This is a genomic window from Pseudomonas sp. BN411 (genome assembly GCF_029871235.1).
GTDB lineage: Bacteria > Pseudomonadota > Gammaproteobacteria > Pseudomonadales > Pseudomonadaceae > Metapseudomonas.
In genome coordinates this window covers 16,895-30,411 of record NZ_SSOM01000066.1, presented here as the reverse complement: position 1 = coordinate 30,411, position 13,517 = coordinate 16,895, and the positions used below count along the sequence as shown (strand labels likewise).

Genomic DNA, 13,517 nt, shown 5'->3' with positions numbered 1-13,517 from the left:
TGTTGTTATCTCTGGCCCGTCTGGCGACCTTGTGGTGCGCCGGTCCCGGCCCCTCCCGGCCGACCCGGCAAGCGGGCGTTAGGACTAACGTAGCAAGATAAATGTGAAAATTGTGTACTGATGTTTCAAATCGTTGAATTCGCTCGCGCTTTTGTTTCGCGCGCAGGCCCTTCTCGGGAGCGCGGACTTCAGGGGTGATCGTCCTGTCTCGCCAGTTCCAGCACCCGGTTGCGCCCTTGTTCGGCGACCAGGTAACGGCCCGGAGCGGTTTCGACGATGGTCTGCGGCGAGCGCAGGTGGGACAGCACGACATTCAGGCCGCCCTGGCCGTCCAGCAGCAGGACGCGCGCCATGTGGGTGGCGTCTTCAGTGATCCACAGGCCTTCGCGGTTGCAGAGCAGGAAGCCGGGTTCACGCAGGCCGTCGAGGACCACGGGGTCGTTACCGTCGGCGCGAAGCTGGCGCACGTGGCCAAAGTTCTTTTCGGTGTAGAACAGCCGGCCATCGGGGCAGGAGGCGATCGCCTCGGCCTCGTCCAGCCCGCTGCGCAGGGTGGTCACGCTGTCGGTTTCCGGGTCGTAGCGCAGCAGCCGGCCATTCTTGTGGAGATCCTCGATGGCGTAGAGGTAGTGGCCGTCGGTGGCCAGGCCTTCGACGCTGTCGCCGCTGAACAGCTGCCGGGTGCCCTGGTCGTTCAGCCACATTACCGGGTGTTCTCCCTGTTCCTGGCTGAAGGCGACGCCGCCGCGATAGCGCACCATGCCGTCGGGCTTGGATAGGCCCGTTTCCACCACGCGCCGCTGATCACCCGGCCCGGTGCGGAGAATCCGTCCCTTGCCATCCTGAATCTCCTGGCTGAGGTACAGACCGCCCTGGCCGTCCGGCAGCAGCGCGCTGACCCGTTCGATGGCATCCAGTTGCACCTTGTAGCGCCAGCCCTCCGCGGCGGTGGCCGGGTAGAGGTGGTGCCAGGCGGGTATTCCGGCACCCACCAGCAGGAGCAGGGCGACACCCGCCAACAACCAGCGCGCGGCGCGCCGGTCGAGCAGCAGCATCAGCAGTTGTGTCCCGGAGCGTGGCCGTTTGCCGATGGGGGAGCGGCGGTAGGGTATCGAGGCGGAATCTGCAGACATGAAAAGCTCCTTCGCTCAGGACGCCTTGCGCAGGACGTAGACCCGCCACATGGCTAAACCTGGCAACAGGTCCAGATGGGAAAGGATGTCGAAGCCGACGCTGTGAAACTCGCTTTCGATCTGTGCGCGTGGCACCACGAAGCGGCCGGGCCGGCGCCCGCTGAAGCCATCGGGGTTGCGTCGCCGCTCCATGCGTTTGCGCTTCCAGGACTGGTAGTTGCCGTCCACCCAGAGGGAGACGATCAGGGTGTCGCGGGTGACCCGGTGAAATTCCCGCAGCACTTCCAGGCGCCGGTCAGCGCCGTCCAGCCGGTGCAGGAAACGCATGCAGAAGATGGCGTCCACGGCGTTCTCGCCGAGGTCGATGGCAAAAACCGGGGTGTGCAGCGCGCAGATGCGCTCGGCGATCTCCACGCGTCGGCTGGCGTGGGGGCGGACGAGCGGCGGCGCCGGTTCATCGGCTGCCAGCACCAGGCGATTGGGGTGACGAGTCAGGGTCGGCCAAAAGCGGCCGCTGCCGCAGGGCAGGTCGAGCACCAGATTCGGCTCGCCGGCGATACGCATGGCTTGCCGCGTCATGAGGTCTTCACGCCAGTTGGCCAGGCGCCGGGCCAGGCCCTCGCGGCGTGGCTGCGACGGAAGTTCGACGTATTCGTCGTCGGGGGCGCCTGAGTTTTCCATCTCGAAAGGCTTCGGCCGAGGTTGGGGCATGTATGCACCGGGTCCGTGTAGGAATCTATTCAATCTAGAGGGCGGGCTGTTGTGGCGAGGTCAAAAGCCCGTGAAAAAAATGTCATGACGCCCACGCATGGTGACCGACAAATACTAGATGCTGGTCACGGCCGTAGTCCCGGCGCGGCAGGGGGCGAACAGGTCCAGTCCTTCCTTGTATTCCCCGGTCTGCACCTGCAGCAGGCCCAGCACGGAGTGGAAGAGGTTGTCCTGGCTCAGCGGCTTGTCCCGTTCCTTGCCCAGGCAGGCCGTGTCGAGGGCGAAGTCCTTGCGGTAGCTGTCGGAGAACCAGGTGAGCAGGGGCACATGCTTCTGCTGGTCGGGGGCCAGCAGGTAGGGCGTGCCATGCAGGAAGAGGTTGTATTCGCCGAGCGACTCGCCGTGGTCGGCGATGTAGAGCATGGCGGTGTCGACCTTGTCCTGGTTCTTGCGCAGCAGGTCGATCAGGTTCGACAGCACGTAGTCGGTGTACACCAGGGTGTTGTCGTAGGCGTTGACGATGCTTTGCTCGCTGCACTGGTTGAGCGCGTTGCTGGTGCACACCGGGGTGAATTTCTCGAAGCGCTTGGGATAACGCCTGGCGTAGTCCGGGCCGTGGCTGCCCATCTGGTGCAGGACCAGCACGGAGTCGTCCTTGAGCTGGTCGATGTAGGCCTGCAGGTCCTTCAGCAGGATTTCATCGTGGCATTCGCCGCCGGTGCAGAAGGCCGCGTCTTTTCGATGGCTGAGATTGTCCTGGGTGACCCGGTCGCAGGTGCCCTTGCAGCCGGACTGGTTGTCGCGCCAGGTCACCGCAATCCCCGCATGCTTGAGGACATCCAGCAGGCCTTCCTGGCTGCGGGCGCGGGCGGCGTCGTAGTCGTGGCGGCCCATGTTGGAGAACATGCAGGGTACGGAAACCGCGGTTTCGGTGCCGCAGGAGCGCACGTTGCCGAATGCGGTGACGCCCGGCTGGCCCTTGAGCAGCGGCGTGGTGTCGCGGCCGTAGCCGAGGATGCCGAAATTGTCCGCCCGCGCGCTTTCGCCGATCACCAGGACCGTTAGCGACTTGCGCTGGTGGGCCTGCCAGGCGGGCGCCTTGCGTGCGTCGGTGCCGATCTGTTGCAGCGGAGCTCCAGCCACCACCAGTTGCTCCTTGAGGTAGCCGTAGGAGGCATTCAGGTAGTTGCTCGGCACCACCAGAAGGCGCAGTTCGTGGTGATTGCGCAGCAGCGACGCCAGCCCCTGGTAGTTGGCCAGCGCGACGGCGCCGAGTACCGCTACCGAAGCCAGGGCCAGGATCAGCTTGTCGAACAGCGCGCGGCGCAGCGGCTGGTGGCGCACCGGCAGCTTCCACAGCAGCCAGCTGGGCAGCACGCCGAGGATCAGGATGAACAGCACGAGCTTGAACGAGAGCAGGTCGCGCACTTCGTTGACGTCGGTTTCCGCGACGTTGCGCAGCATGTTGGCGTCGATGAGCACGCCGTACTGGCTCATGAAGTAGGCGACGCCGGAGCTGGCGAGGAACAGGAAGATGAGGACCGGCTTGAACACCCAGCGGAACGACACCAGCGCCAGCACCAGGTTGAACACGGCCAGCACCATGACACCGAACGCCGCGCCCATTCCCAGTCCGCCGGCATCCGCCGGGATGATGGAGAAGAGGTGCTGCCAGAGCGGAAGGTTGTAGATCGAGAGAAGCAGGAGGCTGGCCAGGAAGGCCAGGGCTTCGGGGCGTATCGAGATGCTTTTGAACATGATCCGCTCGCTGTGACGACATATCCCTCATGGATATGGCGAGGAGCTTAGGAACGGCGGAATCAAGAATTCGTGAAGAAAACCTTGGGAAAATGTTGGGTTTGTGAAGGGTGTGTTGAGGCCGGCCGGATCACACGGAGCCGCCGGCGCGAGTCACCCCTCTACCTCTGGGAGAGGGGCCGGGGGTGAGGGTTGTCTGGCTGGGCAGTGAGTCCGTTGGGCAGGACTGCGTCCTGCTTGGCGATTGAAATCGCCCCCACAGGATCGCCGCCACAGGAATGGGGGGCCAGCCGGATGGTGCGGAGGTGCCGGCGCGAGTCACCCCTCTCCTCTTCAGGGGTGAAGAGGCACGCTTTTGGAAGCACCGCTTCTGGTGCCGATGAACGCCTGAGCGCGAAGCGCTCAGGCTGGGGCGCAGGGCGGGGGCCGGGGGTGAGGGCCTTTACTGCGCAGCTACTTCAGGCAGCACCGGAACGTGTTCCAGCTGCAGGCGTTCGCTGCTCCAGGCGCGGACCTGGTTGGTCAGCTCCAGGTCGTTGTTCAGCTTGCGGCCGTAGGAGGGGATGATCTCCTTCAGGCGGGCCTGCCATTCCGGGGTCTGGACCTCGTCCTTGAAGGTCTTCTCCAGCACGGTCAGCATGATCGGCGCTGCGGTGGAAGCGCCCGGCGAGGCGCCCAGCAGGGCGGCGATGCTGCCGTCGGCGGAGCTGACGACTTCGGTGCCGAATTGCAGGATGCCGCCTTTCTCGGCGTCCTTCTTGATTACCTGAACGCGCTGGCCGGCGGTCAGCAGTTCCCAGTCCTCGTCCCTGGCGTCCGGGAAGTATTCGCGCAGCTCGTGCATGCGGTCGGCCTGGCTCAGCATCAGCTGACCCATGAGGTAGGTGCTGAGCGGAATGTTATCCAGACCGGCGTTGGTCATCGGGCCGATGTTGTCGGTGGTCAGGGCGCTGAACATGTCCAGCAGCGAGCCGTTCTTCAGGAACTTGGTGGAGAAGGTGGCGAAAGGTCCGAACAGCAGCACTTTCTGGCCATCGATCACGCGGGTGTCCAGGTGCGGCACCGACATGGGCGGCGAGCCCACGGAGGCTTTGCCATAGAGCTTGGCCTGGTGCTGGGCCACCACTTCAGGGTTGCGGGTCATCAGGAACTGGCCGCCCACCGGGAAGCCGGCATAGCCTTCGGCCTCCGGAATGCCGGATTTCTGCAGCAGTTTCAGGGCGCCACCGCCGGCGCCGATGAAGACGAACTTGGCCTTGACGCTGGTTACCGCCTCGCTGTTGCCGAGATCGGCGACTACCACGGTCCAGGTGCCGTCGTCGTTACGCTTGATGTCGCGTACCTCGTGCTTGAGGTTCAGCGAGACCTTGTCGCTCTTGGCCAGGGAGTCGATGAGCTGGCGGGTGATCTCGCCGAAGTTCACGTCGGTGCCGATGGCCATGCGGGTCGCGGCGACCTTCTGCTCGGCCGGGCGGCCTTCCATCACCAGCGGAACCCATTTGCTGATCTGTTCGTGATCCTCGGAGTACTCCATGCCGCGGAACAGCGAGCTGTGCTGCAGGGCGGCGTGGCGCTTCTTGAGGAAGGCGATGTTGTCATCGCCCCAGACGAAGCTCATGTGCGGCACGCCGTTGATGAAGGACTTCGGGTTGCTCAGCACATTGCGCTCGACCTGGTAGGCCCAGAACTGCTTGGAAATCTCGAAGGATTCGTTGATCGCCACTGCCTTGCTGATGTCGATGCTGCCGTCGACAGTTTCCGGGGTGTAGTTCAGCTCGCAGAAGGCGGAGTGGCCGGTGCCGGCGTTGTTCCAGGGGTTGGAGCTTTCCGCGGCGACCTGGTCCATGCGTTCGTAGATGTCGATGGTCCAGTCCGGTTCCAACTCGTGGAGGTAGGTGCCGAGGCTGGCACTCATGATGCCGGCGCCGATCAGCAGCACGTCGACGGTTTTCTCCGGTTCCGGTTGCTGGGCGCAACCGAGTGTCGCAAGGCACAGGAGTCCTATGAGGACTTTTTTCATGGGGGAGGTTCCCTTTGCTTTTCTCGAAAAGGGCGGTGCGTAGGCAAAGGGCGTGCCGGAATTGGAAAAACGCTGTGAAACGATTCACTGCACGGCTTTCAAGGCCTTCGAGCGGGCGGGAGGTGGCGGGAATCCGCCCGGATCGACCGGCTTTTGGCTGTGGATGGGGCGGAAACCCGCCATTGGCTGGTCAGGCGGGCTAGGCGGTCACTTGCGCCGGATGCGGAAACGGCAGACCTGGCCTTGGCGGACCATGCATTCGGTGTGGTCCACCTCGCCACCGCCCAGGGTGCCGATGAGCGCCAGGTCCAGTTCGCAGACTTCCGGGTGGGCGGCCGCCAGGTGATGGAAGACGCAGTTGTGGGCGACGATCTCCGGCTCGCCTGAGCTGCGCAGGATGATCTCGGCTTCGTAGCCGGCCTGGTTCATATGCTGGGCGATGTGGGCCTCGTCCACGACTTGCTGTTCCACTTCGGCCGCCAGCTTGCGGCCCAGCCCACGCATCAGCCCTATCAGGGCGTCGCGCCCGATGAGTCCGGCCACTTCGCCGATCAGCAGGTCGGCCAGCAGCTGGTACTGGCGGGGAAAAAGCTCCCGGCCGCGCGGGCTGAGCAGGTAGAGCTGCTCCGGGCGGCGGCCGGTGGGTCGCGTTTCACCCCGCAGGATCAGCCCGTCGCGCTCCAGCGCGGCCAGGTGCTGGCGGATCGCCGTGCGGGTCACCGCCAGGTGGTTGGCGAGTTCGTCGATGCTCATGCCGCCCGGCTGGTAGAGCAGGGCACCGAGCAGGTCCTGTTGTGTACGTCCCATTCCTTGCAGCATTCGACTCCCCCCTTGGCCTATCTCAGAACTTGTCCGGGAACTGCTTGACCAGTGCCGCCGTCAGTGTGTCGGCTAAGACCAGCATGTGCTGGCGCATCGCCGCCCAGTTCTTGGCTTCGCCCGCGAAGTCACCTTTGGCCAGGGCATCCATCTGGGCCACGTGGTGCCCGCCGTGGGCGCCCAGCATGCTCACAAGCGCATCCTCCGGCAGGTTGGGGTTGGCGCTGGAGAGGAATTTGGCGATGCCCTGGGCATTGCGGGTCATGTCGTTGACGGCGGCCTTCTTGCCGTCGGCATCCTTGGCCACGCTGGCATCGCTGTAATGCTTCACGGCGCTCCAGTGGCCGGCCAGCAGTTCCAGCAACTGGTCAGCCGCCGGCTGGCCGTAGAGCGGGGCGATGCTGTTGGCGATGGACTTGGCGTTGGCGACCACTTCAGTGGCGGCTGCCTCGGCTTCCTTCTTCTGGTGCTGCTGGTTGGCGAAGGCGTAGTTCCTGGTCCAGAAGATGTGTTCCACCCAGAGGTCGCGCAGGGCCAGGCGGGTGGTCAGTGAGGGGCTGTCGCCGGTGACCTTGGCCGGCTCCTGGGCGGCCTGGGTCCAGAGGGGTTGGGCAAGCGTGACAAGTAGCAGTAAGGCCAGTGTCCTGAATTTCATGACGGGCTCCTCGGATTGCGGATTGTCCTACAAAAACAATTAAAGCATAAAAAAATGCCATTATTGGTTTTGCCAGGAAATCCGCCGAACGGTGTGGGCTACTGTCTTTTCTGCAGCCAGCTGAGGAAGCCGCCTTTCTTGATTGCCTGAGGTTTCTGCAGGAGCAGGTTGCGGCTGGCCTGTTCGCGGAAGGTGCGCAGTCGGGTGATGGCGGCGCGGACTTCGACGCGCGCATCCAGGCAGTTGCGGATGGCGTCTCGTTCAATACGGTAGAGCACGCAAGAGGAGAGGGCGGTGAACCGCGCCTGGGACGGCGCATCGTTGGCGATGCCTTCCTCGCCGAGGATTTCCCCCGGCCCCATGCGTCCGGCTTCGAGCATGCCGGTGCCGTCGGGTACCGACGCCGAGACGACGCCGGTGCCTATCACCAGCAGGCCATCGGCGACCTCGCCCAGCTCCAACACCACCTGGCCGGCGGAGAACGCCAGGGGTGCCATGACCTGGCTGAGTGTGTCTTTCTCTTCGCTGCTCAGGGCACGGAAGATCTTCACGTCTTCCAGCAGCAGACGCGGTCGTGACCAGGGCTGCGGAGCGGCCTCGCTGCTGAAGGCGATGCCGGCGGCTTCCAGGTGGCGGTGCGCCAGGTCGAACATCAGGTTGCGGACTTCGGTCTTGTTCTGGCCGGTGCGGATGAAGCCACTGGCCTCGTACTCCATGGATTCCAGGTCCGACTCCTTGATCGCGACCTTGGGCTTGGGATCGGCTAGCAGGGCGCTGATGCCCTGCACTGTCTTCTCCAGCGCATCCAGCACCCGGCGCGGGCGCACCTGGGTGGATACCCGCAGGCTGATGGCGACGTTGGTCAGCTCGTAGGGGCGGCTGAAGTTGTGCACCTTGGTCTTGGCCGCCACCGAGTTGGGGATCACCACCGTGCTGCCTTTGTTGGTGAGCAGGTGAGTGGCGCGCCAGTCGATTTCCACCACCTTGCCTTCGGTGCCGTCGATGGAGATCCAGTCATCCAGCTGGTAGGGCTTGGTGGTGTTGAGGACGATGCCGGAGAACACGTCGCTCAGGGTGCTCTGCAAGGCGAGGCCGATGACGATGGCCATGACCCCGGAGGTGGCCAGCAGCCCCTTCACCGGCAGCTGCATCACGTAGGCCGCCGCAGCCACTATCGCCACCAGGAAGATCACCGCACCCATCACGTCCTGCAGCAGCCGGCCCGCATGGCCGATACGCGGCATCAGCAGACCCAGTACCACGGTGGCCGTGCGGGCGCCGTACAGCCACCAGCCGATTTCCATCGCGGTGGCCACCAGGTTGAGGGTGGGCTCCGGCCAGGGCGGCGGCTGCAGGGGGCTCATGCCCGCCTCGATGATCACGGTACTGAATAGAAGGAACAGCGCCAGGCGGCAGAGCACCCTCAAGGTCCGCTGCTCGGCCGGAATGAAGCGCCAGACCGTGAGGTCGAGCAGGATCAGGACGACGCCGAACACCAGGGGGTGGTTCTGAATGAATGCGAGCATGAATTCCCTTCCGCGAGTGAGCCTGCATCACGTTAGCAGAGCGCCGGGGCGTCTGATACGGGGCCGTCCGCCGGGTGGCTGGCGACATCCGCCCTGGCGCGGGGTCTGATTCATTGCAGGGACGAGCCTGCAGGGGAGGGTCGAATGGCCAGCCGGGCTTCGAGGGTGATGGTGGCGTTGGGGGTTTGCTGCCTGGGGGCTGCGGCCCAGGCGTGCCCGCCCGGTCAGTACGAGGTCTGCGTGAGCGCCTGCATCTGCCTGCCGGACACCCGTGAAGTGCTGGGCCCATTGCCGGGTGAAGTGACCCGCGTGGCCGCCGGGGCCATGCAGCATTGGCTGGTGCAGGCCCGCGCCGATGCCGAAGCTGCGGGTGTACAACCGATACCGCCCGACATCCGTCGGCAACTGACGCGCTACTACGATGCCGCCGTGCTGGATGCGGTGCGCTATCGCGTAGGGGATCGCAGCGAGCTGGGTGCCGCCGGCGCCATGCTCAATGACCCGGATACCAAGGCCGTCACCCTGGTGGACATCATTCTCTTCCGTAACGAGGAAGGCGCGCTGCACGACGTGGCGCTCTGGGCCCACGAGCTCAAGCACGTGCAGCAGTACCGGGAATGGGGTGTGGAGGAGTTCGCCAGGCGCTATACCGAGGACGCCGACGCGGTGGAGGAACCGGCCTACGAGATGCAGTCCAGGGTGACGAAGGACTTGCGGGGGGCGAGTAATGGCGCGTACTTGGACTGAGTGCCGCTCTTGTGGGGGCGATTTCAATCGCGAAGGGCTGCGCAGCAGCCCCCTGCAAGATCGACGGGCAGTCCTTCGGACTGTTTAGCGAATGAATTCGCCCCCACGGGAAACCCGCTTGCCGGTGCTTGTGCAACTCAATCCCGCTTCGGAATCCCCAGGCCGCGTATCACTGCCGGGCGCGACAGGAAGGCGTCCAGCACGCGCTGCACATTGGTGAAACGCTCGAACTGCACGAGATCGCCCGCTTCGTAGAAACCGATCAGGTTGCGCACCCAGGGGAAGGTGGCGATGTCGGCAATGCTGTACTGCTCGCCCATGATCCAGTTGCGGCCTTCCAGGCGCTGGTCGAGCACCGCCAGCAGGCGCGCGGATTCCTGCACGTAGCGGTCGCGGGGGCGCTTGTCCTCGTAGTCCTTGCCAGCGAATTTATTGAAGAAACCGAGTTGGCCGAACATCGGGCCGATGCCGCCCATCTGGAACATCAGCCACTGGATGCATTCATAGCGGCCGGCGGCGTCCTGCGGGATCAACTGGCCGGTCTTGTCCGCCAGGTAGATGAGGATGGCACCGGACTCGAACAGCGGCAGCGAGCGGCCATCCGGCCCGTTGGGGTCGATGATCGCGGGAATCTTGTTGTTCGGGTTGAGGGAGAGGAACTCCGGCGACATCTGGTCGTTGCGCTCGAAGCTGACCAGGTGCGGCTCGTAGGGCAGGCCGGTCTCCTCCAGCATGATCGAAACCTTGACGCCGTTGGGCGTCGGCAGGGAATAGAGCTGCAGGCGATCCGGTTGGGTCGCGGGCCATTTGCGGGTAATGGTGAAAGCCGACAGATCACTCATGGGGGACATCCTGTTCAGATCGAGGAGCGGATGGGCCACCTTACTCGCCAGCGGCCACCTGGCGAAAGGCTCCAATGGCGGAACAGTCCTTCCCACTGACGCGGCGATTCATGGCGGTTCACTGCTCCGCGAGTTCGGCCCTCGGCTGCAGCATCGTGCCGAGCATGGCGGTCAAGGCCGCGCACCATCGGCGCGGCCTGGAGGTGCGTCCGCTGGCCCCGGAACTGTCGCGCACACTGGGGCTGGTGCTGCGTCAGGACAAACCCGTGGAGACCGGGTTGCGCAAGGTGGTGGAAGCCCTGGAAGGGTTGGCTCAGTCGCGATCTGGTGCACCCAGCGGGAACAGCGGCCGGTAGGGGCGCGCTTCGTCCACCGCGCGGACGACGGAAGGGCGGGCCAGCAGGCGTTGCCGATAAGCGCGCAGATTGCCGAAGACCCCGTCGATCGGATGCACCCAGTCGGCATAGAACAGCGATGGCGCCGCCGCACAGTCGGCCAGGCTGAAGGACTCGCCGGCGGCCCAGGTGCGGCCCGCGAGCTTTTCGTCGAGCCAGGCGTAGCTGCGTTCCAGCAGGCGCTTGGCATCTTCCACGCCGCACGCGTCGCGCTGGTCTTCCGGGCGCAGGCTGTTCAGCACCGGTTTCTGCATCGGCGTCATCACGTACCAGTCGAAGAAACGATCGAGCATCCGCACCTCCAGCGCCGCGTCCGCTGCTTCGGGAATCAGCTTCACCGGCCCGGCATGATGCTGCTGCAGGTACTCGATGATGATGCTCGACTCCATCACCGCCCGCTCGCCGTCAAGCAGCAGGGGGAAGCGCTGCATCGGCCAGAGTCGCTGGAATTGTTCGAAGGTGGCCGGGTCGTCCGGGGAAAGCAGGCGCATGCGGAACGGAATGTCGTTCTCGTAGAGCGCAATCAGCACCTTCTGGCAGTAGGAAGAGAAGGGGTGGGCGAACAGTTGCAGTGACATGGGCGACTCCTGTGAAGGTTCGGATTCGCTGACTGGTCGATTGTCGCGCAACGAAATCGACTGCCGTTCCACCGTCGAGCTGGAACTGCCCGACGTTCGGCTCGACCAGCCGCTCGTACGCAGAGATGCATTGCAGGGTAGCTGACAGCTTGCTGACAGAAATGCCCGGTATCCTGCCGCCGTCCGGTGACACGATTGCTGGGCATGCTCTCCCTTCCTATGCGGTTCGGCGGCGGTTCCAGGCCACAAGCCTGTAACCGGCCGCCCGCAGGCGCGAAGGCCTTCACGGTTGCCGCACGCGGCTCAATCGTCCCGGGTCAGGACTTCCAGCAGCTCGATCTCGAACAGCAGGTTGGAGTTGGGCTTGATATGGGCACCCATCTGGCGCTCGCCATAGGCCAGGTGCGCGGGGACGTAGAGCTTGCGCTTACCGCCGACTTTCATGCCCATCAGGCCGATGTCCCAACCCTTGATCACGCGGCCGGTGCCGATCACGCACTGGAAGGGTTTGCCGCGGCTGTAGGAGGAGTCGAACTCGGTGCCGTCCTCCAGCGTGCCCCGGTACTGGGTGGTGATCAGGGCGCCCTTGACCACTTCCTTGCCGTCGCCCAGCTGAATATCGGTTATCTGCAGTTCGTCACCCATGGGTGTGCTCCTTGATTTGAACGTGGAAAACCACCCCCTGTGGACGTGGTCATTAGTCTCCGGCATTGCCGCAATGTGCCGGTGCGCGCGGCGCACCCTACGATCGTGAACCAGGATTCGTTGGTTGCGTGTGGCCATTCGCGGGCAGCCTTTTCGCAGGAATCGGACGTGCTGGCAACAGGTGGGCTCAGGGCCTCCATGCTTTTCGCAATCCGGTTTCATGCATCCTGCATGACGCGATACGGGGCAATCGTGCAACTTTCCCGCTACTCATTCTGGAAGCTCGGGGCCATGTGGCTGATTTCCAATGAAATCACCTGAAATATGGGTTCGGGCACGGCCCTCGCTAGGTACAGGGATGTGACCACCAGACAGGAGGGTCCCCGATGAAGCTGCCATTCACCGCCTTTTACGATGCCTTCCCGCAGCACCAGGTAACTGTCCAGCCGCGCCCTGATGGTTCGCTGCTGCTCACCCTGGTGGGGCAGGATGGCAAGCCCGTGCGCAAGGCGATCGACAGCGAGGCCTTTTACAGCGATGAGCGCGTACGCCAGGTGATTCACGAGCTGCAACGGGACCTGAAACTGGAAGCCGGAGAAGTGCACTGGCACGACAAGGGCATCGATTGGGTGTCCCGCGATTTGCCGACCTATCAGGGTGGCCCCGTTCACCTGACGGCAGCCAAGACCCTGGTGACTCGGCGCAAGGAAGCTCTGGAGCAGCAGCGTCGCCGGACGCAGGCGACCTGAGGAGCGTCAGCCACCCCAGACGCCGTGGGCGCGCAAGGCGCTGTCGGCGTCCATTTCCAGCAATCCGGTACGGCTTTCCAGAAGGTGCGCCAGCAGTCCGGCGACCGCCTGGCGCTGGTCAGGGGCACAGTGCTGGAAGAAGGCGTTTTCCGCGCCGCCGTAGTCGAGGTGGAAGACCATCTGCCAGCCGTACCAGTCCAGTTCTGGTACCGGCTCGGCCAGGGCGAAGCGCGCCAGGGCAGGGAAGTAATAGGCGATGCCTTCGGGCGAGCAGAAGCAGATCGGGTCCCAGCCGGCGTTGCCGACATCGGCATGCTGCAGGGTGTCGCGGTTGCGGCTGCGCAACAGCTCGTCATGCTCGGCGCATTCGCAGCAGTGACGGTAATGGGTGAAGTGCTCTGGGCGCGGACTGTCGCCGAAGGCGGCATCGATGCTGGCGAGGATCTGGGCGTCGGTGGGCATGGCGCTGGCGTCGTCTGAAGTCGGGATGACGCTAGCCGGCGGAAGCCGCACGGGCAAGAGGGGTGGCGCCGACGGTCGTGGAGGTGGGACCAGGCGCTCGTGCAACAGGCGAGAAGGGACAGGCGACCCTGTCCCTTCCCAGCAGCTCAGCTGCGTTTGGCTTTTTCAGCGAGTTCTTTCTGCTGCGCGACTTCTTCCTGTGCCTTGCGCTTCTGCTCGATCTGCGCGAGACGTTTCTCGATGCGGGCCGTGGTGCGCTCGGCGCCGCCCGAGGCCATTGCGCTACCGGTGGAAAGGGCTACGGCAAGCAGGGTGGCGGTAGTGATCAGGGTTTTCATGGTTGGTCTCCTGTCGAGATCAAGGGTTGGGGTATCCAGAGCAATCTCCGAATTCGTTGCATCCGTCCTTGAAACGGTCCGTGGGCCTGGGTGGCCGGCGTTGCCGGTCGCCCGCGGATGCCCACGCGGACCTGAATAA

The 13,517-nt window shown here is 64.4% G+C and carries 15 protein-coding genes; 3 read left to right on the top strand and 12 right to left on the bottom strand.

The features are described 5' to 3' along the window. Positions 1–188: 188 nt before the first annotated feature. From E8F06_RS12255 to E8F06_RS12225, 7 genes are all read right to left on the bottom strand, one after another. Entirely contained in the window at positions 189–1,133 is a 945-nt protein-coding gene (locus tag E8F06_RS12255) for a hypothetical protein (RefSeq protein WP_280367439.1), read from the bottom strand. A gap of 15 nt (positions 1,134–1,148) precedes the next feature. Continuing rightward, on the bottom strand, positions 1,149–1,814 hold the full coding sequence (locus E8F06_RS12250) for a class I SAM-dependent methyltransferase (RefSeq protein ID WP_280367436.1): 666 nt from the start codon (positions 1,812–1,814) through the stop codon (positions 1,149–1,151). 144 nt (positions 1,815–1,958) lie between these two features. Then, complete coding sequence (locus E8F06_RS12245) at positions 1,959–3,602, bottom strand: phosphoethanolamine--lipid A transferase (RefSeq protein ID WP_280367435.1); 1,644 nt, start codon at positions 3,600–3,602, stop codon at positions 1,959–1,961. 442 nt (positions 3,603–4,044) lie between these two features. Beyond that, positions 4,045–5,622 carry a malate:quinone oxidoreductase gene (locus tag E8F06_RS12240; RefSeq protein ID WP_280367432.1) on the bottom strand — a complete coding sequence of 526 codons (1,578 nt, stop codon included), beginning with the start codon at positions 5,620–5,622 and terminating at the stop codon, positions 4,045–4,047. Positions 5,623–5,829: 207 nt separating this feature from the next. After that, positions 5,830–6,441 (bottom strand): HTH domain-containing protein, encoded by a 612-nt coding sequence (locus tag E8F06_RS12235; protein ID WP_280367429.1) that lies wholly within the window; start codon positions 6,439–6,441, stop codon positions 5,830–5,832. A 22-nt stretch (positions 6,442–6,463) separates the two neighbouring features. Then, entirely contained in the window at positions 6,464–7,096 is a 633-nt protein-coding gene (locus tag E8F06_RS12230) for a hypothetical protein (protein ID WP_280367427.1), read from the bottom strand. Positions 7,097–7,194: 98 nt separating this feature from the next. Then, a complete protein-coding gene (locus E8F06_RS12225) occupies positions 7,195–8,622 on the bottom strand; it encodes a mechanosensitive ion channel family protein (RefSeq protein ID WP_280367425.1) in 1,428 nt (475 codons plus the stop codon). Positions 8,623–8,862: 240 nt separating this feature from the next. Here E8F06_RS12225 and E8F06_RS12220 point away from each other — a divergent pair, with 240 nt between their 5' ends. Continuing rightward, positions 8,863–9,369, top strand: a complete 507-nt coding sequence (locus E8F06_RS12220; protein WP_280367421.1) for a DUF4157 domain-containing protein — start codon at positions 8,863–8,865, stop codon at positions 9,367–9,369. 137 nt (positions 9,370–9,506) lie between these two features. Here the strand turns inward: E8F06_RS12220 and E8F06_RS12215 are convergent, their stop codons facing one another. After that, on the bottom strand, positions 9,507–10,211 hold the full coding sequence (locus E8F06_RS12215; RefSeq protein ID WP_280367418.1) for a glutathione S-transferase N-terminal domain-containing protein: 705 nt from the start codon (positions 10,209–10,211) through the stop codon (positions 9,507–9,509). A 95-nt stretch (positions 10,212–10,306) separates the two neighbouring features. Between E8F06_RS12215 and E8F06_RS12210 the strand changes: the two genes are divergently transcribed. Continuing rightward, a complete protein-coding gene (locus tag E8F06_RS12210; RefSeq protein ID WP_280367588.1) occupies positions 10,307–10,567 on the top strand; it encodes a LysR substrate-binding domain-containing protein in 261 nt (86 codons plus the stop codon). On the opposite strand, the gene E8F06_RS12205 is transcribed toward E8F06_RS12210, so the two are convergent. Together E8F06_RS12205 and E8F06_RS12200 are read right to left on the bottom strand one after the other, a co-directional pair. Beyond that, complete coding sequence (locus E8F06_RS12205) at positions 10,525–11,184, bottom strand: glutathione S-transferase family protein (protein WP_280367416.1); 660 nt, start codon at positions 11,182–11,184, stop codon at positions 10,525–10,527. The two genes, E8F06_RS12210 and E8F06_RS12205, sit on opposite strands and share 43 nt — an antisense overlap. A gap of 303 nt (positions 11,185–11,487) precedes the next feature. Continuing rightward, positions 11,488–11,829: an FKBP-type peptidyl-prolyl cis-trans isomerase gene (locus tag E8F06_RS12200; protein ID WP_151133444.1), complete on the bottom strand. Its 342-nt coding sequence runs from the start codon at positions 11,827–11,829 to the stop codon at positions 11,488–11,490. A gap of 386 nt (positions 11,830–12,215) precedes the next feature. Between E8F06_RS12200 and E8F06_RS12195 the strand changes: the two genes are divergently transcribed. Beyond that, on the top strand, positions 12,216–12,578 hold the full coding sequence (locus E8F06_RS12195) for a DUF3509 domain-containing protein (protein WP_280367414.1): 363 nt from the start codon (positions 12,216–12,218) through the stop codon (positions 12,576–12,578). Positions 12,579–12,584: 6 nt separating this feature from the next. Here E8F06_RS12195 and E8F06_RS12190 read toward each other — a convergent pair whose 3' ends face one another. Together E8F06_RS12190 and E8F06_RS12185 are read right to left on the bottom strand one after the other, a co-directional pair. Beyond that, the gene (locus tag E8F06_RS12190) at positions 12,585–13,040 is read right to left on the bottom strand and encodes a hypothetical protein (protein ID WP_280367412.1); all 456 of its coding nucleotides are present in this window, start codon (positions 13,038–13,040) and stop codon (positions 12,585–12,587) included. Positions 13,041–13,186: 146 nt separating this feature from the next. Beyond that, positions 13,187–13,378 carry a hypothetical protein gene (locus E8F06_RS12185; RefSeq protein WP_280367410.1) on the bottom strand — a complete coding sequence of 64 codons (192 nt, stop codon included), beginning with the start codon at positions 13,376–13,378 and terminating at the stop codon, positions 13,187–13,189. Positions 13,379–13,517 lie beyond the last annotated feature (139 nt).